The following is a 23,755-nucleotide window of genomic DNA, read 5'->3' on the forward strand; positions in this document are numbered from 1 at the left end:
TGTTAAGCGGGGATAAATCCCCATTGTGCCCACTCAAATTCGTTGTCGTTACCCATGCTGGCGTAAAAACAATGCATGAATGGACGCTGCGCACTTGTTGCTTGTTATTCAGAGCCCGAAAACGAAATTCAACGTGACAGAGCCGTCCAGCTCCACTTTATCGGCGGCGGGGATATTGGCGGTCAGAATCGGCGTCACTGAAATATCCATGGTGTAGGTCTGGCCGGCGGCGCGCGTCGCATCCGCCAGCAACCAATCGGTACGCTCACCGGAAATCAGCGCGGCTTCAGTGTTCGGCGGCACTGACGCATTGCGTGAACGCAACGTAGCCAGCGTGCCATTCACGGCAGAGTGGGACAGCCCCAGCAGAAAATAGCCAACGGGTTGCCCATCCGGCGCATTGCCCAGCCCGAAACGGCGCAGATCCGGCTCGTTGCGGCTGGCCGCTCGGTTATCCGTCGGAATGATGGCCAGATAGGCATCGCCTTCGCAGCGTACCTGCCAGGTTTGTTTCAAGGTCGGTAATCTCTGCGCCTCACCCGGAGTACCTCCCCGCACGGCGCCATAATCATAAACGCCGTCATTACCGGCGATAACGGTGCATCCTGAATGTTTTATTTTTCCTGATACTTTCAACTCAGCCGAAGGCGCAGCGATAAGTTGACCGGAAAAAAGAACCCATAAAGCGATCAGGCTTGTTTGCAACAGTCTCTTTTTCATCCCAGCGTGGTTTCCATTCCCATTAATCCGCACGCTTGCAATTACGCAAGCCATCGACGAGATAAATAGTTCCCGCCTCTCCTGATACAGAGGCGATAAACGTTTTCTCATTAGATAACCATCAGTTTTTATTTCTTGGCACGGTTTTACCCGCATCGTTGTCGTCGCTGACACGGGAGATGCTAATCTAACGCCCTACGAAGCCAATTGAAATATAAAGCCAAATATGAAGGAAAATTCAGAATATATAGGAAGATAAATAACAAAAACGCAGAGAACAACAACATAAAAACAGCGGCAATGCGCCACCCCACAGATAAACACCCATGATAATTATATTTAATTAATGATTAACCAACACCAGCCACCATTAATAACCATATATATACAACATCAAACCCGAAAAACCGCATAAATAATAAACCAGATGAATCATTTAATTTAAATTAAAAAAATGAATGATAATATACGACCAACCAAAACCGCCCCGACTCAGACGCACCGGAAACACCGAGCGTAGCAGACAGAGCAAAACTGAAGTCACCAGCGTAACCCATCCCCCGGATAGCGGCCGGGCCAGCCTGGCAAATGGCAGGCGGCTCACAGCACCCGCGAATAGACCCGCGAGGCCTCGCCCCAGGGGTGATAGCCGAGCCCGTTATAAACGAAGCCATTACGCTCGTAGTACCCTTCCAGATCGGTGCAAAGGTGCAGTTGCGGGAAGCCCAGCCGGCGGGTTTCCGCCGCTACATGCTCAATCAGTTTGGCGCCGTATCCCCTGCCGCGCTGCGTCTCTTCTACGTAGAGCGCGCACAGCCAGGGATACAACTCCCCACGGCTGATAAAGTCGTTGGTGATGAGCCCCGCGCAGCCGAGGATCTGGTCATTTTCCATCAGCAGGTACCACTGCGGCAGCGGGTTGGCAGCGCCGAGGCTGCGGTTGATGGCGTCTTCATACATCATCAGCGTTTCTGCCGTGGCCCAGTGCCGCTGAAAATACGCAATGGCGCGCGGCGCCAGCTCGGGCGCTTGCCGCACCGAAATCATGTCCATCGTCATTCCTGTTATCGATATTGTCAGCGTAGAATTATGCAGCAATATGCAGAGTATGGCAGCGGCATTCCGCCGCCATCGTTCATTCCAAGGAGTCATCATGACGCAAAACATCTATGACAATCAGGCCTTTTTCGACGGCTACGCGCAGCTCAGCCGTTCGCAGCATGGCCTGGACGGCGCGCCGGAATGGCCCGCCATCCGCCGCATCCTGCCGGATTTACAGGGCAAAAGCGTGGTCGATCTCGGCTGCGGCTACGGCTGGTTCTGCCGCAGCGCGCGCGAACAGGGCGCCGCCAACGTACTGGGGCTGGACGTCTCGGAAAAGATGCTGGCCAGGGCGCGGGAGATGACTGCCGACGCGGACATCGAGTATCGTCGGCAAGATTTGGCGCAGCTGCAGCTGCCACCGGAAAGTTACGATCTGGTCTACAGCTCGCTGACGCTGCACTACCTGGAAGATCTGGCCGCGCTGTTCGCCACGGTTTACGCCGCGCTGAAACCCGGCGGGCAGTTTATCTTCACCGCCGAGCACCCGATCTACACCGCCCCGGCGCAGCAGGGCTGGCTGACCGACGGCAACGGGCAGAAATCCTGGCCGGTCAACGGCTACCAACGGGAAGGCCAGCGCGTCTCCAACTGGCTGGCGGAAGGCGTCATCAAGCAGCACCGCACGCTCGGCAGCTATATCAATCCGCTGGCGCAGCAAGGGTTTATCATTGCGTATTTGAACGAATGGGGCCCCAGCGCGCAGCAAATCGCCGCTAATCCGGCGCTGGACGAAGAGCAGGAACGCCCGATGATCTTCATTCTCGCCGCCCGCAAACCCGCCTGATGCTTGCCTGATTTACCCGCAGTACACCATTAACACCGCCAAATTTGGGGAGGCCGCCTCCCCCCAACGGCTATTGCGCCGGCAGCGCCGCCCCGTGCGCCGCGAAGTGCGTCAGCGCCTCGCCCTCCATGCGATAGCGCACCCACTCGCCCTGCGGCTGAGCGCCGATGCTGAGGTAGAAATCGATGGCCGGTTGATTCCAGTCCAGCACGCTCCACTCCAGGCGGCCGCACTGCCGCTCGCACGCCAGCCGGGCGATGTGCCGCAGCAGGGTTTTACCGGCGCCCGCGCCGCGATGCTTCGGCGCCACGTACAGATCTTCCAGATAGATGCCGTTTTTACCCAGCCAGGTGGAGTAACTCATAAAGAACACCGCATAGCCCGCCGGCTCGCCGTTCACCGTACAAATCAGTGCTTCGGAACAGGCGCCCGGTCCAAACAGGCTGCGTTCGATATCTTCCACGCTGGCCAGCACCTGCTCCCGCGCCTTTTCGTACACCGCCAGCTCGATAATCATATCCAGAATCAGTTTGGCATCGCTTTTTTGCGCCGGGTAAATCTCAATGGTCATGGTGAATCCTGAGTGTATTGATGACTGTGCTTGCCAGCATATAGCGCCTCCAATACTGTATGAACTGCATTTTCATCAACAGGTAATGAATATCATGCATCTGGATTTGAAACGTCTCGATCTCAACCTGCTGCTGGTGTTCGAAGCGGTGTATCGGCTGCGGTCGGTGACGCGCGCCGCCGCAGAGTTGGCCCTCAGCGCATCGGCGCTGAGCCACGCGCTGATCCGGCTGCGCAAGGCGCTGGCGGACGAGTTGTTCTACCGGGTCGGCAACGACATGCACCCGACGGTGTATGCCGACAGCCTGGCTCCTACCGTCAGCGAAAGCCTGGCGCTGCTGTCTAAAGGGCTGCATCCGCGCCCGCGCTTCGTCCCTGCCGAAAGCCGGGAAAGCTTCACTTTCGCCATTACCGATTACACCGCCTTCGCGGTGTTTCCGGCGCTGATGGCGCAAATGCAGCGTCTGGCGCCTGGGCTGTCATTTCAGCTGCGCTATTCCGAGCGCAAAGTGGCGCTGAACGATCTGCTGGCGGGGCGCATCGATTTCGCACTGGGCTTTACCGAAACTGACGGCGAAAGCTACCCGGAGATCGACGAGGTGAGCTGGCTGGAGGATGAGTATGTGGCGATCTGTTCGCCCGCGTTCAGCGCAAGATACGGCGAACTGACGTTGGAAAATTACCTGCGGGCGCGCCATCTGGTGGTGACGCCGTGGAACGAGCAGCGCGGCGTCATTGACTATCAGCTCGACAAACTGGGGCTGCAACGCGATATCGCCATTCGCACGCCTTCATTGCTGGGCGCACCGTTCATCGTCGCCGACAGCGAACTGGTGATGAGCATGCCGCGCTACGCCGCGCAAAAATTACGCCAGGCGGCGGTACTGGATGTCCACCCCCTGCCGTTTCCGGTGCCGTCGTATCAGATCAAAATCTACCTGCACCGTAAGAACGGCAGACCGGAGGCCTGCCGCTGGTTACGGCAACAGCTGCAGGCGCTGGCGGCGTTATAACGCCGGTTCGCCGATCGGCAGATACCCCTGCCACAGCGGCCGGGCCGGTTTGCCATGCGGGTTGGCCCGCAGATGAACGTGGTAGCCCTGCAGCGCCTGCAGCAGCAGGCAGTCGTCCACTTCGGCCAGATCATCCTTGTGCTGTTGCGCGCTGTCCCTCAGCAACACCCGCTTGGCTTTGTCTTTGGCCTCATCGGCGGAACGCGCCACGAACAGGCCGAACTGGTGCAGTTCCGCCAGCTCATCGCTGCGGTAACCGCCCACATTGACGAAAAACAGCTTCTCTTCACCGGCGAACGGCGCAGGTTCCAGGCTTACGTCGTAACCGTCCGCCCAGTCGATGCGCGCATAGCCGTCGACATGCACCTTGCGCTTGTCGCCAAACCACTTTTCACGCAGCAGCGGGTAAGCCTCTTCCGGCCGATCCGCCGCCGCAAACTGCACGTCGTGCAACTCAATATTGGCGCCCGGCGCCGTACCGCCCACATAAAACATCAATAATCCCGGCATGTTATTCTGCTCTCCTTGTTGATAATCGCTGTATAAATTAATACATAACGAAACATCTGCCAACGGCAGCGCCATTCTGTGTTATCAATAGATGAGGTTTAATCTGTTGTGGAGGAACGCATGGCATTCAATATCGGTGATTTTGTGCAACGCACCACCGGCGGCCCAAAGATGACCGTGGTGGCGATCGACGGCGAAACCCTGGTTTGCAGCTGGAATGAACTGGGTCAAGAGCTGCGCACGGAGGTGCAGGCCAGCGACGTGGCGCTGTACCACGAAGACGGCGATTTCGGCGTCTGCTGAATGACCGGGGCGCGCCGCGCCCCGTTATCGCCTCAGGCGCGAATGTCCTGATAGGCCGGTGTGGTATCGAACTCATGCTTGGCGAACGGGCACAGCGGAATGATTTTGCGCTGTTCCGCGCGCATTTTCTCCACCACCAGCGCCACCAGCTTTTTGCCGACGCCCTGTCCCTTCAATGACTCATCTACCCAAGTGTGATCGATAATAGTCAGCTTGTCGCCGCTCGGCACGAAAGAGATCTCGGCGATCGTCTTGCCCTGCTCGTCATTGATATAAAAACGCTTCTCGTCTGCCAGTATTTTAAGATCCATATTATTTCTCCCTATATTTCAGTGCGCCGCTGGGGCAAGTGTCGATAACGCGTTTCACCTCCGCCGCGTCGGCATTGTCCGGCATAATCCACGGGCGGCGGCTCAGGGTAAAAATAGCCGCGTTGCCGCGCACGCAGTTGGCGGAATGGCGGCATATCGCGCTGTTAAAATAAACGTCAATCTTATCGCCGGAATAACGGCGGTAACCGGTTGCGGTCAATTCCTCGTCCATCATGGCCTCACATTGCCTGTTTTATTGTTTTTGCTCCAGGCTCAAGTATAGGCAATGTCGCCGGCTTCACCACGCGTCTCGCTCACCGAAAAAAGAGGCGCAACCGCCCGCCGCCGCTAGAAAAAAACGTAAATTGATCTAATCTTTAATCAGCAAGACAACATAATTCCGACAGTGGCTAAGGAGTTCGAAATGGGTGATAGCTCAAAAGACGGCGTAATTCTGCTGTCCCGCATTCTACTGATGGTTCTGTTTATCATTTTCGGCTGGATGAAACTGGTCAACTTCGGTGCGACCGTCACGGCGATGGAAGGTTATGGCACGCCGATGCCTTATTTGGCGGCGATTATCGCCGTGGTGGTGGAGTTTATTTTCGGCATCGCGCTTATTCTCGGCCTGTTTACTCGCCCTATCGCGGTCATTTTCGCCCTGTATGTTCTGGGCACCGCGTTTATCGGCCATCCGTTCTGGAAGATGACCGGCATGGAAATGATGGGTAACGAAATCAACTTCTTTAAAAACATCAGCATCATTGGCGGTTTGCTGTTGCTGGCGGTGACCGGCGCCGGCCGTTATTCGCTGGACTATAAAATATTTAATAAATAATTCATCGATACGTCAATGGCAGCTCCTGCTGCCATTGACGTTCCTCCCTTTTCCGCTGCCTATCAGACGTTGTCTCGCTTACACCTCTGCCGCTATGGGGAATTCGGGCATTTGTACGCGCAGATCGATATGACGTCCCTCAGGAATGTCGATAGGCTGACCATCCACATACCCTTCTTTAATATTCCGCGCGAAAACAGGAACACCGTCGTGGGTACGGTGATAACTGCGAATAATGATATCGCCATTGGTTTCAACCTGATAATCAACCCAAATCAATGCTTGCTTGTTACTGTCTAATGGGATTTCAATCCCACCGTTTATCCCCCCCCAAATTGGGTCGGCATTGAATCCGAGCGTCCCTGCCATGCGGTAAACCCCTTCGCTGAGCCTCTCCGTTTTTACCCCCAGAACGTCTTCATTGAATACGCTGCGGCCATCACCAAAGAGCTTGACTACCGGGGAGGCGGGTTTGAGATACCCATTGGTGTCCGTGATCGTGGAGGCCTCTGTCCAAACCTTGAACCACTTGCTCCACTCGGTGCCATTCCAGGTACGCAAAAACATCTTCCCACTCTGGTTTCCCGACACCCCATAACCGTAACAAGTTTGCGCCGCGCGATAATTTTCTTTGGTGTCTTCTTGACCGACTTTCCAGCCATACACATCCAGAAAATACGTCCCGACATCTTTGAACGGATTCCCCAAAGGATCCGTTCCTACCATCCCTCTGCGCGAGAAGTATCGATCATTAAAATCCAGTTTTCTCGCTGCCGTTACACCATAGGTCAATCCCCAATCTTTCAGGTTGGAAATATCCGATACCGTAGGCAAACAGGTATCACCGAAGGTTCGCCCCCAGCTGATTTTCCCCGCCGATACCGAGTTGGATACACCGGTAAAGAGTGCTCCCGATGAGCCCACAGCCATATACCCTGTTGTTGGGCCACCATCGATCGGCAGTGAGACACAGCCAAAAATGTTGTTGGGAAGTGGAGCATTGTCAGAGGCCGGCGTCACTCGATACATGTTGTAAATTCGTTGAAAAGCATCATCTTTATGCTGGGCACCTGCTCCCAGACCAAACTCCCCTTTTGAAATCAACCGGCTGTCGAGATAATCACGATCGACGACAGTTGCATCGGTCAAGTTCGCAATCACTTTTTTACCCAGAGGGCTCTCAGGTATAACGCTATCTTTGGTGGCGACATGATTCCAGTTATCGACCATAGCCATATCTACGCTAGAAATCTCATAGAAACACTGATTGATAAAGCTACCAAGATTGACATGTACCTCATACATATTCGCCGTTCGCTCAATCAAACAAACGTCAATGACCGCCGCACGCTCTTGCAGTGCGTTCCAACATGTCACCCCCGCTCGTCCAGCTGCGTTGACAGTCGAAACTTGCCCATCACCGGTACGTATAACAATACTCGCCATCGCATTATGGATCCAAGCTCCGTTATAACCTGGTCCGCCGGTAACATCGATCTTTAGCGTACTTCCACCTTGCGTAAATTTGCTGATTTCACCAAGCAAATACCATCCTGGGTTCTTTGCCGTACCAGGCATCTTCCAACGAGTGTTATTAATGACTTTTTTAACCGTGACATCCATGCTATCGAGCACTTTCCTATATCCCGGCAAGATAATGCGTTGCCCATCGTCTTTTTCTATGGTGACATCACCTGATGAAGTCAATAAATTCATCAAATCATTGCGGCTTCCTTGAAAGTAAGTTAGCAAAGCTGACAATCTTGCGGAAAACTGGCTGATATCACCTTCATAAGTAGTGATAATCGCGTAATCTTGCCCAGTGGCCGTCGAACCTGCATAAGGCGAACTTAATACAAAGAGATTGTTGTTACTTACAGATTTAATCTCATAAAGTTGATTGTCTGGAGCCAGCAAAATCGTCCCAGGCATCACGCCATTTTTTGCGTCAGCCCATTGCGTCCCCACCCCTGCGACGGATGTCCCATTGCTGACAACATTAATTTTTCCCGTTCTGTACCACATGCTTAAATTCCTTGATATGCAATTGCATCATGATTAAAAGGCAGGCGCGCCAATGCCTGCCGTTAATGACATATTTATAATTAGCAACTCACGAAAGAGAGAAATAAATAGTCGATTCTAATTACTGCAAAGGTCCAACGTTGGCATCATCTGCATCGGCAAGATCAATATCGCGAAAATCTGCCGCATGTTTTTCCTTCTCATCAACTTCCTGATTCTGAAGGACATCCAGTCGTAGATCGATCCAGCGCCCCGCCGGAATATCCATAGGCTCACCGGCAATAACCATCGCCGTATCTGCATCGAATCGCCGTTTACTGACTCTGACCGTGACGACGCCATCGTCGTCAGTCTCCGTCTCTACGAAGCACAAACGGTTGCCGTTGCCATCTTGAGGTATTTCAAACGTCCACCCCTCCTTTGCGAAGCCACGAGCACCAGTGAGGCGATAAACGCCAGTCGTGAGCTTTTCTGCAGTGACTCCCGCCGCCTCGGGATTGATCGCCGCTACGCCGGCAAGCATAAAGCCGGCTAAAAAATCACTGTTCATGCGCTGCGGATCGCTGGACAAGCGAGCAATCGGCGAAGCTTTCTTGATAAAGCCGTTGCCATCTACCGTCGTCGTCGCTTCTGTCCAGTCCTTAATCCATCCAGTCCATTTCGTACCGTTCCACACCCGGGTAAAAACCTTGCCGCTTTCAGAACCAAGGCTGCCATAACCGGAAACCACCTGCCGCGTGCGAAGCGAACCGGGCTCCGCTCCGCCATCCACTTTCCAGCTTTCAACTTTAATAAACGCGGCGCCCACCCCCAATTCCGCCGGTCGATTAATAGCGTCATTAATCACCATCAACGGACTGGACTGGTATAGCGAATCTAAATTAAGCCGAGCTGCAGCGGTGACTGCCCCCGTCAATCCGTAATCTTTGCCATTTCTCAACTCCGAAACGGCAGGAGCATAGAGATCGGTAAACACGCGCTGCCAGAATATTTTTCCTTTATTTTCCCCATAGTTGCTTCCTTGCCCTACCCAGGCATGCCGCTGCCCGCTCACCGCCAAATAAGCCGCCGATGGGCTGCCATCCAGCGGCAGGGAAACCACCGCTACGTTACCCGCACCACCTGGATAGTTAGCCGAGTCTTGATTTATCCGATAAAAACGGTTGAGCATTTCAAACGCATCATCTTTGTGCACAGAAGTGCCGCCAATCCCGGTACCATCGCCAGCCCAAATGCACTTCTGCAGATCTATTTTTTTGTTTGCCAAACTCTCGACATACTGCGCATAGATTCCCACGTTCATATTGCTGGCAGGAAGGTCGCCCTCGAAACGAGTCCCTTTGTTGACCCAACGGCTCAGCATGGTCGAAAGTGACCCTCCTTGCACCGTATAGTAGTTGGAGGCCATGAAACTGCCCAGAGTCACATAAACATCGTAATTATTTGCCGATGTTTCTACTAAAGAAAGAGCTTTAATAATAACTTCATTACCTGAGTGAACCACTCTAGCTGAAATGCGCCCACGTGAATTAACAACGTTATTCTGCGTCCCCGTTCTGATAATAACCTGTGCTCCAGTGTTATTGTAAACCTGGCCATTAAATCCCGCCCCGCCAACGATATCTATACTCACCGTTGCGCCATTTTGCGGGAAGTTCACCAGCGTCCCCCACAAATAAGTGACATCTGCCGTTGTTGTCACCGGCATCGCAAAGCGTAAACGATCGATGGAAACAAGCGCCTTGTCTTGCATATCCGCCATCAATTTGCTGTACGAAGGTACAGTGATCAACGAACCATCTTCTTTGGTTAATTTAACGTCGCCGGTACCAGTCAAGACATCGATCAACTCACTACGACTTCCCTGAAAATAGGTTAGCAAGGCGCTGAATCGAGCAGAGAACTGACTGATATCTCCTTCGTAAGTCGTAATGATGGCATAGGGTTGCCCATTGGCCGTCTCACCCGAATAACTACTGTTCAAGGTCAATGAAGCATTGCTGTTAACGCTCTTGATTTCATAGAGCTTATTATCTGGTGCCAGCAACATCATCCCCGGCATCACGCCGTACTTTGCATCTCCCCATTGTGTGCCGGTCGCAGAAACAGAGGCGCTATTAGCGACAACATTAATTTTACCCGCTTTATACCACATACTTATTTCTCCATGTTTCTAAAAATTAAATTAAGGTAATTAAACGCCAAAGAACATTCATCCTCTCCAGGACCAGAACCTATTATTCTTAAGAGGGAAAACCATCATGACAAAAGAGGAAACTATTGTGCTATCTCGATCATCCATAGCGTCAGTCTCAATTCTAATTTGCTGCTCGCCGGCATACGCTGGAATATCGATTGAAATAGCATCTTCATAAACATCCCCTCCGCTCACTCTACTGAATCGATGTTGACGAAGGATATTCCCATTCAGTTTGATTCGCATATTGCATACCGAACCTCGCGGGCTGCTGTAATACACGACCTTGATATTGGGAATGACGAGTCTCACGGCATAGTTCATTCCACCCGCATAGACGTAGGTATATACGCCATCATGCTTGCGTAGCGTCTGGGCACTGAATGCCTGCATGCTGGCAATATCACCATCTATCCTATTCGCATAAACCTTGCCTCTGACATCGCAGTTCTCATTGATGGTCACGTTGTTGAATACGCCTGAAGTGGCGAAAATACGTCCGCGCACATCCATATTACTGAACGTGGCATAACCATTCTTATTGATCGCCCATCCCTGCCGATAAGCGGGGTCGTCATGCCAAACGTAGTTTGACGACGTGATTTCCTGTGCTATTTTTGCACTGTCTATCGAAGCATTGGCGATAAACGCGGCGTTAATAAACGTCTGGCCATTTTGCACGGCAAACGGGGAGGAGACACTTCCGTTTGGATTATTCAGCAACGCAAAACGATCCGCCTGGACCAAGAACTGACTGTTGCCCGCGCCATCTACGCCCAACGCCATCCCTGCAACAAACTGCCGCCCTGCGTTGTCAACCTGTACCTTCAAACTCCATGATGCCGATATCTTTCCGTTCAATGAAGCCTGTGCCTGTTTGACCTCCTGTACCGCCGCAGTGTTATTACCGGCGGTCGCCGTCACGTGATCAATACGTTGTCCTAATGCACTATCGGCGCTTGAACGTACGCTGCTTTCATTCAGCAGATTGGTTTTGACCTTACCCACTTCAGTATTAAGTTGAACAATCTGTTGTGAAGAGGCCGATTGGTTATCGGTAACTGTTTTCGCCAGTTGGGTCAGTGCAGCGCGGTTTCCCTCTGTTTTACTGGATATATCGGTAAGCTGTTTTGCCTGAGCGCTACCCGTATCCACCAAAACCTGCAGCTGTTGTTCAACGTTCGCTTGATTCTCATCAACCGTGCCGCTTAACGTCGTCAACTGTTGTGCCAAAGCGCTATCGGCCTGCGCCCTTACCGTCAACTCTGTGGCCAATTTAGCCGCAACGCTACCAAAATTGGCCTGCAAGCCAATCAACTGCCTAGCCTGCGCTTGTTGCTTATCGGCCAAAACCGTCTGTTGAGTCTGGAGCCCCGCAGTAATGGTGTTTTGTTGCTGAACATCCCCACTTTGCTTCAATGCCAGCTCAATATTGGCTTTCGCCGTCGCTGCCAACGATTGTGACAGACTGGCATTGGCGCTATCGGCATCAGATTGCGTTTGCTGCAGCTGCGTAATTGCAGCCTGGCTCTCCCCTACCTGGCTATTAAGTGAATCCAGCCGTTGTGATAATGCGCTGTCCTCGGTCGCGCGTACGGTGAGCTCCTGCCGCAGCCCGGCAGAAACATCGCCAAAGTTAGCCTGCAGCATAAGCAACTGCCGTGCCTGCGACTCCAGCTTGTCGGCATGAACCTCCTGTTTCGAAATAAGCCCGGCGTTTACCCCAACCTGTTCTTTCTTGCTGTTATCAAGGTTTAGCGCATTCTCAATATCCGCTTTGCTCAAGGCTTCCAGCGACTGCGTCATTCCCGCCCGTGCGCTTTCGGCATCGCTGACAACCTGCTGCAGTTGGGCCAAGGTTGCACGACTATCGCCCACTTGACTATTGAGCGAGTCCAAACGTCGTGACAGCGCGCCGTCTTCCGTTGCACGCACGGTTAACTCTTGCTGGAGTTCTGCAGAAACATCACCAAAGTTGGCCTGCAAACGTGCCAACTGCCGTGCCTGAGACGCCAACTGATCGGCCTGAACTTGCTGTTGGACGGTAATCGTGGCGTTAACTTCGTGCTGATCTTTTTTGCTGTTATCAAGATTTAATGCGTTCTCGATATCCGCTTTGCTGAGTGCTTCCAGCGATTGCGTAATGCCCGCCATTGAACTCTCGGCATTGCTGGCTGCCTGCTGAAGTACATTGATGGCCGAAGCCTGGCCATCAACGGCCGTTCCCAACGTGTTAAGCGCTTTCGCCTGAGCGCTGTCAGCTTCTGCGCGAGTCTGCGATTCCGCTGCTATCGCTGCCGTATTGGAGCCCGCTTGTGATTCCAGGGCACTGAGTTGCCGTGCCAGAGCCGACTCGCTATCCGTCAAAGTCTTCAGTTGCTGCGTAACCTGGGCCTGATTATCGCTAAACTCGGCGCCCAATCCGCCCAACTGCTCACCCATTGCCTGCTGCTGGTTAGCCAATGCTTCCGTTTTTGCCGTAACGGCCGCATTAACCCGACCTTGTTCCGCATGATGGTCATCGACAATTTGGGCACTGGCGGCCACATCCGATTCCACTTTGGCCAACGCCGCTTGAGCATCTGCCTGCGTTTGTTCCAATTGGGCGATCGTTCCCTGCTGCTTATCGGAAACGGCTTTTACCGAATTGATAACTTGGGACATTGCCTCATCGGCATCACTCCTTGCCTGCTTTTCTTGAGCAATTTGCGCCGCATTGCCCGCTGATTTGGCCACGACGGCAGCCAATTGCTCTGCCAGCGCTTGGTCCTGTTCCCGCAAGACGCTAACCTGAGAAATCACCTCTGCAATGCTGGTGCCGTCACCGCCGGTCAATGCGTCTACTTTAGCCTGTAGCTCGGTATCGGCCCGCTGCAGAGCCGCTCGCGTCCCGCTAAGCTCATGCCGGGCATCTTGAATATCTCCGGCCAACGTTTGCTTCGCCATCGTCAAATCAGTGCGTGCCAAATCGAGTGTCAGGCTATTCTCAATCGCCGCCTTGCTGATTTGCTCCAGGTTGCGCTGCAAACCTTCTACGGTCATGTTCAGATCGGTATTGGTGCCGGCAACTTGTTCTTTAACACTCTCGAGAGCCTGCTCCAACGCACCGACATCGCCGGCCAGTGCCTCCTTGTTTTGCTCAATGTCACGCTGCGCCTTAGCGATCTTATTCGCCAGATCCTGAACGTTTTGATCGGACGGCAGACTGGAGATTTTATCCAACAGTTCTTTACCTAACTCCGTCTCGGTAATGCTGTTGGCAATCTGTTCCAAAACGATATCCGCTTTATCGGAGGAAATGCCGCGTACAAACTCCGTCCATTCAGACTGTAAGCCGTTTTTATCCGTAAACGCCGCGCGAAAATACAGCGTTTGCCCCGCCCTGAGTCCTTGCATGTCATAGTTATTTTGCGGATAAGGCACGTCTGCCAACAGTTTCTCATCAGAGAAATCCGCTCGTGCAGCAACGGCTAGCGTTGTTTTCAGACCATCCTCAGCCCCTGTACCAAACATCCAGGAAAGTTGGATACCAAATACCCGATCGATAGAAGCGCGCAGCCCAACGATTCGCGGCGGTGCCCCTTCTTTACCGGCCAAATAGGTGGTTTCTGAGCGGCCCCAAGGTGAGGAGACGTCGACTGCATTAACCGCACGCACCCGAACATCATAATTGCCTGCGAAAATACCGTTGACTTCAAACCCCAGCGAAGAGGTCGCACCGATATTCACCCAGTTGCCGCTGTCTTTGCGCCATTGCGCTTCATACTTCAGCGCACCGGTCACCCTCGCCCATTGCACGCGCAGAGTGGCGATATTGATCCCTTGGCTGACATAGTCATACCGGGAAAGAGTGATATTGGCGGGTGCGGCTATCGTGCCAGGGGGGGTGACAGTAAGCGGCGGAGAATCCAACCGAACACCGTTATCGATAAACGCGTATTTATTTGGATCGTGCTCTACCGCACTGATGGTGAAAGTGCCATCATCGTTGGATTGCACTGAAATCACGCGGAACTGTTGAACGGCCAGGTCGTCAGAATCGATGCTCCAGACCGCTTCCGTTTCCGGTTGCTGACGAAAAGCCGCAGTGAGCGTTACGGTTTTCTTGTCAGCGGCAATGCTGGCAATGGTGCGGCGTTGGGCCGTGCCATCCGGCAGATTGACGCACAAACGATCGCCCGCGGTAAACTCGACCTCACGATCCAAAACGACTGTTCGTTCCTGTGCAGTTCGGATCCTGCCGCCATTGGCCTTACCGGCCAACATCGCGTCCGCGACGCCGATAATACGCGCAGGCAGAGGAATATTGCCGTCCAGTCCAACGTTAAAACTGACGGTACGATCTTTGGCATTGCTTAAAATAGCCCAGCGACCGCGGCGATGAGCTTCGGTCCGGCGTGTGCAGCCAATAGCCGTTATTTCGGTCTGGTTCACCCCATACCGTTTAACCAAATCGTTATCGTAGGCCGCCTCAACGGCCTCGGCATAATGATTGGATGGATCTCCCCATTTGACCAACGCCGAGGTATAGCGATTCTTGTAAGAACCTGAGGCATAGGTAAACTCACCGTTAATCACGTTGGCTCGCGAATAGACAAAATCCATATCGCGCGGCATATCCGCATAGGCAAATAGCTGATCGTTACCCCAGTAGGTAATACCGCGGAAAATAGCCGAAATATCGCGTAAGACGGTGTAAGCATCTTGCTGAGATTGAATATACACATCGCACAAAAAGCGTGGTTCCTTACCCTCACCACCCAGTCCGTCACTGACGAGCTCATCACAATACTGGGCGATTCGATAGAGTCCCCATTTGTCCATTTCCAATGCGGAAACCCGGTTCCCCAACCCATAGTTCTTATCAAGCGCAATATCGTAGAACACCCAGGCAGGGTTGTTGCTCCAAGCCCATTTGAAACTGCCATCCCAAGCGCCGGAGTAACTGCGAGCCAACGGATCGTAGTTGGCGGGAATGCGTATAATCTTGCCTTTTGGCCTGACGGTAATTTTAGGGACCGCGTTGAATTGAGCTGCGTCGAACTCAATGAACAGCAGTGCCGTATTGGGATAACGAAACTTCGCGTCAACGATCTCGGTATAAGTCTGAACCTGGGTATTATTTACCAGTTTGCTGCTGGTGGAGTCCGGCGTCAGACGACTTACACGCAACGTCCAGCCGTTTGTTGCCTTGGGCAAGTTAACCCGATGGTCACGCTCATACAAACTGGTGGTTTTGCCCTCTACTTTTCCGGCAACGACCGTTTGATAAGCAGCGCCGTCGGTAGAGAGTTCAATTTTGTATTCCACAACCGCGCCATGCATATCACCGTTATTTTCATAACGAAACAGCGATGGAAATCCCATCCGAATGCGCAATGCATCAATGTCGGTATTAGTGAAAGTACGTGTCCAGGCATTGGTCGTCGTCAGTTTTACGTTGACGGAGGTTTCCGACTCAACGTCCGGCATCCCCTGAATGTAATCCTGCATTTGCGTACCATTGCGCACCTCCCATTTCAGTCCGGTGAAATTCTCGCTGCCGTCGGCATTGTGTATCGGCGTGCCATCCAGCAGAATGCGCGTGCCGTCTAGTTCGCCGGCGATCTCACCTTCCGATAACGCCAGGAGGATTTTAATTTTTGCATTGGACTGCAAGTCATCAGGTGATTCGACCGGTGTATGCGCCGCTCCACCACCACCTTTGCGCCCGCGAATAAGTGTCTGTGCCATATTGCGCCCATAAAAAAAGGCCGCCTGAGCGACCGTGATGAATAAAGAAACGTCCTATTGTTGGTTTTCGGCGTAAATGCCCGCTGAGATCACCGCTCCCCCGATCTCGCGTTCACCGTACAAAATGGGCACAGGGTAGCCCTGTGCAGTGGTATTGACCGGGGAACCGAAAGCATACGAGGGTTTGTTCTCCACCGATTGTGAAACAGACATGCCGAAGCTGGGTTGCGGTGTCAGCATCTGGATGACACCGCCCATCACCATGGAAGCACCCATCATGCTGAGCGTTGAAACGGTGAGAGAAGTTGCCATGGATGCCTTCCAAAGCGCCAACGTGCCGCCCCCTGTATAAAATGCCCCTATCAAAGCGGCAACGCCGAGCACTATCTGGAACATGCCGCCGTTCTTGCTGCCCGCAATGATCGGCATGATGCGGATCACGGCATCACCTTTCGAGGTTGCGAACTCTTCAACCCCGATATTTTGATCACCGTTGAAAAAAGCGAAGTGAATGCCTTGGCGATGAGCGCCCATCATATATTTCTCAAACCCCTCGACCGTGACGCACAACGCGCGCAAGGCTTCACAAGTATCTTCGACCACCAACCGGTGAGTCTTGCCAAACCGCTTGCCCAGTTGGCCTCCTAACCTGATTGTTCTCGCTACCTTGTTCATAACAACTCCTTACGCCTGACCACTCGTACCGTTCGTTCTTGGAAATAGCCGTTATAGGGATAACGTTGGCTTAACTGGCCATAGAGATGATGCAACATCATGCTATCCCCTAAATAAATCCCCGCATGGTTTGTCACCGGAGCTGAAATTTGCATCATGATCATGTCACCCGGCCGTATTTCTCCCGCAAATTCACGAAACCCTTCACGATACCAATGCTCGTCATAGAGTCGGGTATGACCATCTCTCCACCACTCATGCTCTACGGAGTAATTATTCAGCATGATTCCATGCTGCCGGTGGTAATAATCCATGATCAATGACCAGCAATCGGCATGTCCCAGCAGCCAGTTACGGCCAATCAACGGACGATCGCCACGCGGTGCAATTTCGAGATAATCCCCTTCAGGCCACGACAAAATGCCCCAGACAATACCCGAATGATCGCACTGAACCCGGTCCAACTCAGAAGGAACTACATTTGGCACATCGGGATGGCTGTGAATAATGCGAATAATTTCCCCACACGCTTCCGCACGAGCATAGTCCTGCGGAGCAATAACAAACCCCTCCAGCGGGCTGTCAGCCACATTATCACACGGCAAATACCGTACTTTACGACCACTGAGTACCACAAAACCGCAGCTTTCATTCGGGTACACCGAGCGGGCATGCTCATATATGGCCTGCATAACATGTTCTTGCATGCTCATTTCCCTAAAAGATTTGAACCAGGGAAACCACCGAAGGAGAGCGGCTGGGCTTCACCAAACCTTTTTCTGCATGAGGAAACACGGCCGCCACAGACATCCAACGCGGGATCGTCCACCGGTTGATCATCTTTGTCGAAGCCGGCAACGCCGCCGTAGTCGCAACCTCTTCCTGTACGATACCAACCGCGAATACACCACGTGCACAAACCATGGATTTGCCGTGACGGCAATTGTTGCCCCTGCAAATCAAAGGGTGTGGCCAGTTGGAATTCCACGACGGTGTTAGTCTCAGCAGTTTTGCTATCGATATAAAATACCTGCACCCGTTCCTGACTGGCATCCGCCAGCGAATTGCCTGCCGGAAAGTTGCGCGCATCAAGGTATTTCACAAAGGTTTGATGCACGGAGACTTTGGCCTGGACAAGATCGCTGTACGCCAGACATAACGCAGTCACCACATTGCTGATATTAGCAACGCGCAGTTTCGGCGTAGGCTGTGAACCGTCAGTTGTCGTGGCCAAGCCGGTAATTTCATACGGGTAAGCTTCATATTCCTGGCCCCGCCACCAAATTGACCTGGGCTTCAGGCGTTGCTCATCCCCTGCAGACGCGGCAAGCTCCTCAGATTCCCGAGGAAGGCTGTGCGCATGGAAGCGCAGGATGTCCGCGCCAAAACCGGTCCCATCAATTTCAATCAATTGGATAACTTCACCGGGCTCTAATTTTTGCACATCGTTGTGATATGACATGGCTCCCCCTACACCCCGAAGGCCTGTTCAAAGGTAAAACTCACCGAAAACACATTGCGTGAAAGCGGTGATACCGTGATGGAGTCAGATTTGACTCTAAACAGATTTTTTCTGCCGCCGGGCGGCGTCCAGAAAAAGGCGCGGATCACATGCGCATTTAAAAAAGACAACAGCGACTCCGTAACCGTAGGGTGGCCGGTATAGACCAGCTGCCAGGATTGGGTAACGCTGTTTAACCCATTGCTGCTGATTTGCTTATATCCGTCGCCAAACTGTGCGCTGCGGACATTGTGAAAAAAGTTGCCGACAGGTGCCGCCTGCGTGCGCCATTGAAAAGTATCGATTGGCATATTTACTCCAGACATAAAAAAACCCGCCGTAGCGGGTTGTGACCGTATATTTCGTAGTTTTAGCACCGATAAAATCAGCGCGCTCCCGAGGCATTCCAAATCAATCCCCCCGGTTTTAGTTCTTTGCTCAACCGTTCGGTAATCGCTTGGTTGACGATACCCTGTACGATTTTCCCCATCCCTCCCGCAGGAGGCTCACCGGCGTTACGCGCATTGCCATCCTGGCTCATCACCACAGTACTATTTACCGTAATACCGCCTCCCCGATCGCCTTTCAGTCCGAACATCGGTGCACGCTCGCCGACCAAACCACCGTCAGCGTAGCCGCGCATCATGGCGTAAAGATGACCTACGCCAATACGCTGCGTCGCCTCCTTGGTCATGACAAACTCACCGCGATGCACAACGCCGGCAGCATCATACTTGCCGCCATCACCGGTATACCCACCGGAGGACTTCAACCCCATCGGCACCGCCCCAGGAGTGTTACCGCCCGAAGAAGCGTCTCGGGCAATCCATCCCATGGCTTTTTGCACCATAAACGCCACCAACAACTGATTGATAACCTGGACGATCATTTTCAAGATAGAGGAAGTAAACTCTTGAAAACTGGTTTTCCCTGTGGTGACCATATCCGTCAACATTCCGGAAAGGCCGTTAAAGGTGGCTCGCCCAACATCCGCCATAGAGGCGTAAACGTTGGTCGCAGTATCCAGATATTCGCTCCATCCTTTACGTGCACCGGCGAGCCAGTCGCCACGAACCTTATCTTCAGCAGCAAATGTGTTTGCCAGCTCACTCATCATATTTGCAGCAAACGGGTTTTCTTTATTCTCCCGACTCAACTGCTGAAGCTCACGACGGCGTTGCAATTCACGGTCACTCACTCCGCTTTCTTGCAGTACTTGCTGGGATTTCGAGCGTTGTTGATTAATGTAATCCCCCGCAATACGGCCGTAGTCGGGCTTTTCTTGCCCTTTCGCCGACGAGACAGGGGCCGCTACCGCCGTGGGTGAATAAAATCCGGAGCGTTTATTGCGCTTACCCAGCCACGTGTCTATTTGCTCACGGCTGTCCCCCTTGTGAACAGGCGGTTGTTCCGCCGTCATGGCCTCACGATAACCTGCAAGGCCGGCACTGATTCTTGCGTGCCCCTGAAAGATGCTCTCCTCTAACTTAGCGGAGGTCTTCTGGCTGTCCTCAACAATTTTTTTATTCGTCTCAATAAAACCGTTAAGAAAGTCAACGTGGGCCATCTTGGCTATAGGCCCCAAAGAATCAACGATAAAGCCGGAAATCAATCCATCGCCTTTTGTGATTAACAGCCTGACTTCATCGATAAGCGTGCCCACGATATCTTTCACCAGCCTGGCCATGGCCAACATATCCACGCCAACGCCATGTGCGGCATCAGAAGCCCATTTTTTAACGTCCATCCACATCAGCGACAGCGGAGACATGTTTTCCATGATAGCCGCAGACTGCCTGCCGGTCTCATCACCATAGAACTGCATCGCCAACGTAGCCGCATCGGTGCTTTTCCCAGCATCAACCAAACGAGAGACATGCTCTAACATCTCAACGTTGACAAAGCCATACTGCTTACCCAACTCCGCCAATCCTTTAACGGGATCGTCCGCTATTTTGCGGAAGTTGGCTTCAACCTCTTCAGCGGTCACCTCGGTCACCGCACCAAGATCCTGCGTTGCTTTGGCAATAATGCCTATCTGCGGCGCGGAATAACGTCCCAAACGGTTCAAAGACGTGAGCAATGTTTCATTCGAACTGATACTGCTGTTCGTCATTGAACCGATAGAAACTGCCAGAGACTCCATTTGGCCAATCGAGTTGAAGGCCTGGCCGTTGGTCATAATGATGGAAGTTCGCATACTGTCGAATGATTCACGGACGTTATAGCCCCAACTGGCCAACGTTGCGACACCACCGATGACCCCACCCAAAGCGGCGCTAGTGGTCACCAACAATGGGCGTAATGCTTGCAACGTATTGCTTACGCCACCAAATGAAGTGACCAGTTGTGCCCCATGATTTAGCGCAACTTTCCAAACAGGCTCCCCCGACGCCAATGACGACACCAAACCCAACATATTGGTTGATAGAGTGTTTAATGTTTCCTTATAGGCTTTGGCATTATTATTACCAGTATGCATATCAGCAGCTTGCTGCCCCATTTGCCTCCTAAGCTGCTGCAGCGCCGCCCCATGGCGCCTTAAACCTTGCTCATCGAAGGCGCTGCGGGAAACTGAACTCTGGGTTTGACGTTGCTGCCGAATCAACTTGCCCAATTCATTATTTAACGGCCCCAGCCGAGTCGACATCTGATGTAAACTATCACTATAGCGGCGGAGATCCTGCGCCCCACTGCGAAAAGCGCGATTCAGCACATCGATTTTACCGACGGTTGCCGAAGCGTTACGTTGCAAGTCGTTCAATTCTTTATTCGCACGCTGCAAATCACCGGTATGAATACGCAGCGTCATGGTTGCAATATCTGCCATGTCTGGCTCCTCGCCACAACAAAAGCCAGCACGGGGCTGGCACCCTCGCAGGCGATCATTTTCGGTGAATGACTCTTAGCGCTGCGTTTTCCATAATACGGATATCATTTAATGTGCTCGCCTCGTCATCTACCGCATAAACCTTCATTAACCAAGGCAGACAGTTATAATCCAACCCGGTGACACCATTCATTCCGATACGCCACTGCGTCGCCATCATCTGGAAAATAGTGACAGCTGATACCATATCCGGCCAGATTTCCAGAGTGACCGTTTCGTAGTCATCTATCGTTAATCCAAATGCGGCAAGTTCTTCGGGAGGGGTTTTAAGCGTGTAGAAAGCCTCGGCAAGCGCCGTCAGTTTTTTTCCCGTACCACCATCAACTCTTTGGTATACGCAGTGGCAATTGCATCAAACGCGCGCGGATAGTTATCAAGCAATGTGATAATGCTTTCTCTATTCAACGTGTCGGGCAATGCCCATCCATCACAAATTTCGTGCAAGAAATCGGCCATAGGTTCATTGTTGTAGCTACCCGCATCCAATTGCTGTTCGGTTGCTTCGCGCAGCGATTTTTCCAGCGTTTCCAATTGGCTGCGTTTTTTATGTTTGAACGAAAATGTCAATATTCCATCCTCGCTTCCCGCACGCGGAATAGCGACGTCAATGCTAAAGGTTGGGGTTGGGTTAAGGGTAAATTCAGTCATCATGAAAAAGCTCCAAGCAAAAATAGTGTCGTTGAAAAACAGGCCTTACCGAGATAAGACCTGTTTGCCGTACCGATTAAAGGGTGGTTTTATAGAAAGTCATGTCGCTGGACTGAATTGCCAGCGATACAGCCACAGTTTCCACCTGGTTGACAGCCGTTGTTGGTTGAGGGTCAAAAGATGGAATTGCTGACCAATAGCGCAGTTCGTTAGCTTTAGGGACGTACATATAAAATGCCAAAACATCGCCATTACGATCCGCATTCTGCAACACGCTATAAATTGGCTGTGTCGAATCGTGAGCGAAGGTAAAGGTTTGCGTTTTCGCCGCCTTGAATGTCGCGAGGTTGCGTTGACGATCATCCTCAAGAAACTGAACCTGAGCATATTGTTGATCGCCGCCCGACTGAGCCACTTCGGTAATTTGCGGAATTTGGGTCCAGTTGGCGACTTTAGTCAGTGCACCTTTACCGATACCGGCAGGGAAAAACTTCACATCCGAAGTATTGATCGCACCAATAGTAACGCTGGTATCGGTTGAGGCTGTGATCTTGGCAACCAAGTCATCAATCAGCCCCCAGCCTGAATTGACAATGACAATGTCCCCAATTTTCAAACCATGACCTGTGGCCAGAGTAAATACAGCGCCATTAGCGTTGCTAACCGCCGTCGTTGCTACCGTCGAAGTAGCAGGGATACCGGCAAATACAGTTGCGCCATTAGGTAATGCAAAACTCATGGTAACTCTCCATTTTTAGATATAAAAAAACCGCCAGGAGGCGGTAGCAGATAAAAAGAAAGACATCATTTTGATGTACTTCTTCATTACATTTATAATCGGTTACGTCTCAGCGCATTAGAAAATTCATGACTGAGACCAATAACTGATACTAACAGGAATGATATAGCTATCTTCTTTTTGAATAGCAGGTAAAATACTGGCCGGGGCATTAATACTGCAGCTCAAATAATCATCGAAAAGCTCAGCACCATTGGGAAAAAGTGACAACACCCGCTCCGCTAACAGATAGCCATCATGGCTCCCCTCGCCTTTTTTGATCACAATATTGACCTGATAATTACCGCTGTATATCGTCACATCCTGAGAAACACCGACCCCCTGATTGACTGCAGGAACAATAAATGGCTCAAGATGCAACACCGCACTTCCCTCAACAGGGAAATTTGCCAACGTATAGTCGATATTGTTTTTTTCCGCCCATTGCAACAGTACCGACTCAAACAAATCTTTTATCTTTAAGGTACTCAACACAACCTCCAAATAATTTAATCCATAAATCCTCTCATGCCCATCAGGAATTGACACAATCTTATATGGTGTTTTTATCAACGAGAATAGAAAAATTAGAATTAATGCCTCATGCATGCCAACTTCAGATGTTATCAAGCTACATGATAAAATTCGAAGCGAAAAGAATTATTTTATTATTTTTTTAAATTAAAAAATAAAACAAACAAAAACACCCCGATAAACGGGGCTATATAAAAAATTGTGAAAAACCTCAACGCTTTTTATGAATACGCTAATAGTTTTCCATCTGCAACTTTATTTCCTCATGAGATAAACATCCATCTATAAAACCTTCCGCAATTTGCATTTGCTGACGAACTCTCCCTTCAGAGCATTTCCAACCACGTGCGATAGCCGATTTTGATTCGCCATACACATAGTGACGCAGAATCAATTCCAACTCTTCTGGTTGACGTATAGCCTGCAATCGAGCAACGGCACGATCGACAGCCAATCCGTCTTCATCACAACAAGAAAGGCGATTCTTTGCCGTATTCGGCAACAATCCCTTAAAGCCCGCAGCGATATGAGAGTATCCCATCGAAGGATGTTCCCGCGCCCAGCCTCCCCACCGCATCAATACCTGCTGTATATCCCTCATGCCCCCTCCAGGAATGTACC

23 protein-coding genes are annotated in these 23,755 nt (G+C 51.8%); 4 read left to right on the forward strand and 19 right to left on the reverse strand.

The annotated features are described in order from the left end of the window. Nucleotides 1-108: 108 nt before the first annotated feature. Together GKN89_RS21030 and GKN89_RS21035 are read right to left on the reverse strand one after the other, a co-directional pair. Complete coding sequence (locus GKN89_RS21030) at nt 109-720, reverse strand: DUF1120 domain-containing protein (protein WP_195934028.1); 612 nt, start codon at nt 718-720, stop codon at nt 109-111. A 600-nt stretch (nt 721-1,320) separates the two neighbouring features. Further along, the gene (locus tag GKN89_RS21035; RefSeq protein WP_080440182.1) at nt 1,321-1,773 is read right to left on the reverse strand and encodes a GNAT family N-acetyltransferase; all 453 of its coding nucleotides are present in this window, start codon (nt 1,771-1,773) and stop codon (nt 1,321-1,323) included. A 100-nt stretch (nt 1,774-1,873) separates the two neighbouring features. On the opposite strand from GKN89_RS21035, the gene GKN89_RS21040 reads away from it, so the two are divergent. Next, complete coding sequence (locus GKN89_RS21040) at nt 1,874-2,608, forward strand: bifunctional 2-polyprenyl-6-hydroxyphenol methylase/3-demethylubiquinol 3-O-methyltransferase UbiG (RefSeq protein ID WP_154747706.1); 735 nt, start codon at nt 1,874-1,876, stop codon at nt 2,606-2,608. Between the two features lie 70 nt (nt 2,609-2,678). Here the strand turns inward: GKN89_RS21040 and GKN89_RS21045 are convergent, their stop codons facing one another. Continuing rightward, nucleotides 2,679-3,179 carry a GNAT family N-acetyltransferase gene (locus GKN89_RS21045; RefSeq protein WP_154747707.1) on the reverse strand — a complete coding sequence of 167 codons (501 nt, stop codon included), beginning with the start codon at nt 3,177-3,179 and terminating at the stop codon, nt 2,679-2,681. Nucleotides 3,180-3,264: 85 nt separating this feature from the next. On the opposite strand from GKN89_RS21045, the gene GKN89_RS21050 reads away from it, so the two are divergent. Beyond that, on the forward strand, nt 3,265-4,191 hold the full coding sequence (locus GKN89_RS21050; RefSeq protein WP_154747708.1) for a LysR substrate-binding domain-containing protein: 927 nt from the start codon (nt 3,265-3,267) through the stop codon (nt 4,189-4,191). Here the strand turns inward: GKN89_RS21050 and GKN89_RS21055 are convergent. Beyond that, a complete protein-coding gene (locus tag GKN89_RS21055) occupies nt 4,186-4,701 on the reverse strand; it encodes a DUF1543 domain-containing protein (protein WP_063919941.1) in 516 nt (171 codons plus the stop codon). The genes GKN89_RS21050 and GKN89_RS21055 overlap by 6 nt on opposite strands. A 120-nt stretch (nt 4,702-4,821) precedes the next feature. Between GKN89_RS21055 and GKN89_RS21060 the strand changes: the two genes are divergently transcribed. Beyond that, nucleotides 4,822-5,004 carry a DUF2158 domain-containing protein gene (locus GKN89_RS21060; RefSeq protein WP_154747709.1) on the forward strand — a complete coding sequence of 61 codons (183 nt, stop codon included), beginning with the start codon at nt 4,822-4,824 and terminating at the stop codon, nt 5,002-5,004. A gap of 32 nt (nt 5,005-5,036) precedes the next feature. Here the strand turns inward: GKN89_RS21060 and GKN89_RS21065 are convergent, their stop codons facing one another. Continuing rightward, nucleotides 5,037-5,315 carry a GNAT family N-acetyltransferase gene (locus GKN89_RS21065; protein ID WP_019452264.1) on the reverse strand — a complete coding sequence of 93 codons (279 nt, stop codon included), beginning with the start codon at nt 5,313-5,315 and terminating at the stop codon, nt 5,037-5,039. A gap of 1 nt (nt 5,316) precedes the next feature. After that, nucleotides 5,317-5,547: a (4Fe-4S)-binding protein gene (locus GKN89_RS21070; RefSeq protein ID WP_154747733.1), complete on the reverse strand. Its 231-nt coding sequence runs from the start codon at nt 5,545-5,547 to the stop codon at nt 5,317-5,319. A gap of 192 nt (nt 5,548-5,739) precedes the next feature. Here GKN89_RS21070 and GKN89_RS21075 point away from each other — a divergent pair, with 192 nt between their 5' ends. Then, entirely contained in the window at nt 5,740-6,153 is a 414-nt protein-coding gene (locus GKN89_RS21075; protein ID WP_019452262.1) for a DoxX family protein, read from the forward strand. 78 nt (nt 6,154-6,231) lie between these two features. Here GKN89_RS21075 and GKN89_RS21080 read toward each other — a convergent pair whose 3' ends face one another. The 13 genes from GKN89_RS21080 to GKN89_RS21140 all read right to left on the reverse strand — a co-directional run bounded on the left by GKN89_RS21080 (nt 6,232) and on the right by GKN89_RS21140 (nt 23,735). Continuing rightward, a complete protein-coding gene (locus tag GKN89_RS21080) occupies nt 6,232-8,178 on the reverse strand; it encodes a hypothetical protein (RefSeq protein WP_154747710.1) in 1,947 nt (648 codons plus the stop codon). Nucleotides 8,179-8,299: 121 nt separating this feature from the next. Further along, entirely contained in the window at nt 8,300-10,333 is a 2,034-nt protein-coding gene (locus GKN89_RS21085; RefSeq protein WP_060441076.1) for a hypothetical protein, read from the reverse strand. A 57-nt stretch (nt 10,334-10,390) separates the two neighbouring features. After that, entirely contained in the window at nt 10,391-16,108 is a 5,718-nt protein-coding gene (locus GKN89_RS21090; protein ID WP_154747711.1) for a DUF1983 domain-containing protein, read from the reverse strand. 54 nt (nt 16,109-16,162) lie between these two features. Further along, nucleotides 16,163-16,783, reverse strand: coding sequence for a tail assembly protein (locus GKN89_RS21095; protein ID WP_060441078.1), 621 nt, complete (start codon nt 16,781-16,783; stop codon nt 16,163-16,165). Next, entirely contained in the window at nt 16,780-17,490 is a 711-nt protein-coding gene (locus GKN89_RS21100) for a C40 family peptidase (RefSeq protein ID WP_019455556.1), read from the reverse strand. The genes GKN89_RS21095 and GKN89_RS21100 overlap by 4 nt, the downstream gene beginning before the upstream one ends. Before the next feature lie 2 nt (nt 17,491-17,492). After that, entirely contained in the window at nt 17,493-18,245 is a 753-nt protein-coding gene (locus tag GKN89_RS21105) for a phage minor tail protein L (protein ID WP_154747712.1), read from the reverse strand. 8 nt (nt 18,246-18,253) lie between these two features. Further along, on the reverse strand, nt 18,254-18,595 hold the full coding sequence (locus GKN89_RS21110) for a phage tail protein (RefSeq protein WP_019455558.1): 342 nt from the start codon (nt 18,593-18,595) through the stop codon (nt 18,254-18,256). 74 nt (nt 18,596-18,669) lie between these two features. Next, nucleotides 18,670-21,114 (reverse strand): phage tail tape measure protein, encoded by a 2,445-nt coding sequence (locus GKN89_RS21115; protein WP_154747713.1) that lies wholly within the window; start codon nt 21,112-21,114, stop codon nt 18,670-18,672. Between the two features lie 55 nt (nt 21,115-21,169). Continuing rightward, a complete protein-coding gene (locus GKN89_RS24490; protein ID WP_154747734.1) occupies nt 21,170-21,475 on the reverse strand; it encodes a DUF1799 domain-containing protein in 306 nt (101 codons plus the stop codon). Further along, nucleotides 21,472-21,825, reverse strand: a complete 354-nt coding sequence (locus GKN89_RS21125) for a phage tail assembly chaperone (RefSeq protein WP_019455561.1) — start codon at nt 21,823-21,825, stop codon at nt 21,472-21,474. The genes GKN89_RS24490 and GKN89_RS21125 overlap by 4 nt, the downstream gene beginning before the upstream one ends. 73 nt (nt 21,826-21,898) lie before the next feature. Further along, a complete protein-coding gene (locus GKN89_RS21130; RefSeq protein WP_019455562.1) occupies nt 21,899-22,561 on the reverse strand; it encodes a phage tail protein in 663 nt (220 codons plus the stop codon). Between the two features lie 126 nt (nt 22,562-22,687). Then, nucleotides 22,688-23,209: a phage tail terminator-like protein gene (locus GKN89_RS21135; RefSeq protein WP_019455563.1), complete on the reverse strand. Its 522-nt coding sequence runs from the start codon at nt 23,207-23,209 to the stop codon at nt 22,688-22,690. 157 nt (nt 23,210-23,366) lie between these two features. After that, the gene (locus GKN89_RS21140; RefSeq protein ID WP_154747735.1) at nt 23,367-23,735 is read right to left on the reverse strand and encodes an antiterminator Q family protein; all 369 of its coding nucleotides are present in this window, start codon (nt 23,733-23,735) and stop codon (nt 23,367-23,369) included. Between the last annotated feature and the right edge of the window lie 20 nt (nt 23,736-23,755).

The organism is Serratia sp. YC16 (assembly GCF_009707615.1).
GTDB classification, from domain to species: domain Bacteria; phylum Pseudomonadota; class Gammaproteobacteria; order Enterobacterales; family Enterobacteriaceae; genus Serratia; species Serratia surfactantfaciens.

Excerpts from the sequence above, each read along its gene's own strand:
- GKN89_RS21030 (WP_195934028.1), bottom strand. The coding sequence starts at position 720 with ATGAAAAAGAGACTGTTGCAAACAAGCCTGATCGCTTTATGGGTTCTT.
- GKN89_RS21035 (WP_080440182.1), bottom strand. The coding sequence starts at position 1,773 with ATGGACATGATTTCGGTGCGGCAAGCGCCCGAGCTGGCGCCGCGCGCC.
- GKN89_RS21040 (WP_154747706.1), top strand. The coding sequence starts at position 1,874 with ATGACGCAAAACATCTATGACAATCAGGCCTTTTTCGACGGCTACGCG.
- GKN89_RS21045 (WP_154747707.1), bottom strand. The coding sequence starts at position 3,179 with ATGACCATTGAGATTTACCCGGCGCAAAAAAGCGATGCCAAACTGATT.
- GKN89_RS21050 (WP_154747708.1), top strand. The coding sequence starts at position 3,265 with ATGAATATCATGCATCTGGATTTGAAACGTCTCGATCTCAACCTGCTG.
- GKN89_RS21055 (WP_063919941.1), bottom strand. The coding sequence starts at position 4,701 with ATGCCGGGATTATTGATGTTTTATGTGGGCGGTACGGCGCCGGGCGCC.
- GKN89_RS21060 (WP_154747709.1), top strand. The coding sequence starts at position 4,822 with ATGGCATTCAATATCGGTGATTTTGTGCAACGCACCACCGGCGGCCCA.
- GKN89_RS21065 (WP_019452264.1), bottom strand. The coding sequence starts at position 5,315 with ATGGATCTTAAAATACTGGCAGACGAGAAGCGTTTTTATATCAATGAC.
- GKN89_RS21070 (WP_154747733.1), bottom strand. The coding sequence starts at position 5,547 with ATGGACGAGGAATTGACCGCAACCGGTTACCGCCGTTATTCCGGCGAT.
- GKN89_RS21075 (WP_019452262.1), top strand. The coding sequence starts at position 5,740 with ATGGGTGATAGCTCAAAAGACGGCGTAATTCTGCTGTCCCGCATTCTA.
- GKN89_RS21080 (WP_154747710.1), bottom strand. The coding sequence starts at position 8,178 with ATGTGGTACAGAACGGGAAAAATTAATGTTGTCAGCAATGGGACATCC.
- GKN89_RS21085 (WP_060441076.1), bottom strand. The coding sequence starts at position 10,333 with ATGTGGTATAAAGCGGGTAAAATTAATGTTGTCGCTAATAGCGCCTCT.
- GKN89_RS21090 (WP_154747711.1), bottom strand. The coding sequence starts at position 16,108 with ATGGCACAGACACTTATTCGCGGGCGCAAAGGTGGTGGTGGAGCGGCG.
- GKN89_RS21095 (WP_060441078.1), bottom strand. The coding sequence starts at position 16,783 with ATGAACAAGGTAGCGAGAACAATCAGGTTAGGAGGCCAACTGGGCAAG.
- GKN89_RS21100 (WP_019455556.1), bottom strand. The coding sequence starts at position 17,490 with ATGCAAGAACATGTTATGCAGGCCATATATGAGCATGCCCGCTCGGTG.
- GKN89_RS21105 (WP_154747712.1), bottom strand. The coding sequence starts at position 18,245 with ATGTCATATCACAACGATGTGCAAAAATTAGAGCCCGGTGAAGTTATC.
- GKN89_RS21110 (WP_019455558.1), bottom strand. The coding sequence starts at position 18,595 with ATGCCAATCGATACTTTTCAATGGCGCACGCAGGCGGCACCTGTCGGC.
- GKN89_RS21115 (WP_154747713.1), bottom strand. The coding sequence starts at position 21,114 with ATGGCAGATATTGCAACCATGACGCTGCGTATTCATACCGGTGATTTG.
- GKN89_RS21125 (WP_019455561.1), bottom strand. The coding sequence starts at position 21,825 with ATGATGACTGAATTTACCCTTAACCCAACCCCAACCTTTAGCATTGAC.
- GKN89_RS21130 (WP_019455562.1), bottom strand. The coding sequence starts at position 22,561 with ATGAGTTTTGCATTACCTAATGGCGCAACTGTATTTGCCGGTATCCCT.
- GKN89_RS21135 (WP_019455563.1), bottom strand. The coding sequence starts at position 23,209 with ATGCATGAGGCATTAATTCTAATTTTTCTATTCTCGTTGATAAAAACA.
- GKN89_RS21140 (WP_154747735.1), bottom strand. The coding sequence starts at position 23,735 with ATGAGGGATATACAGCAGGTATTGATGCGGTGGGGAGGCTGGGCGCGG.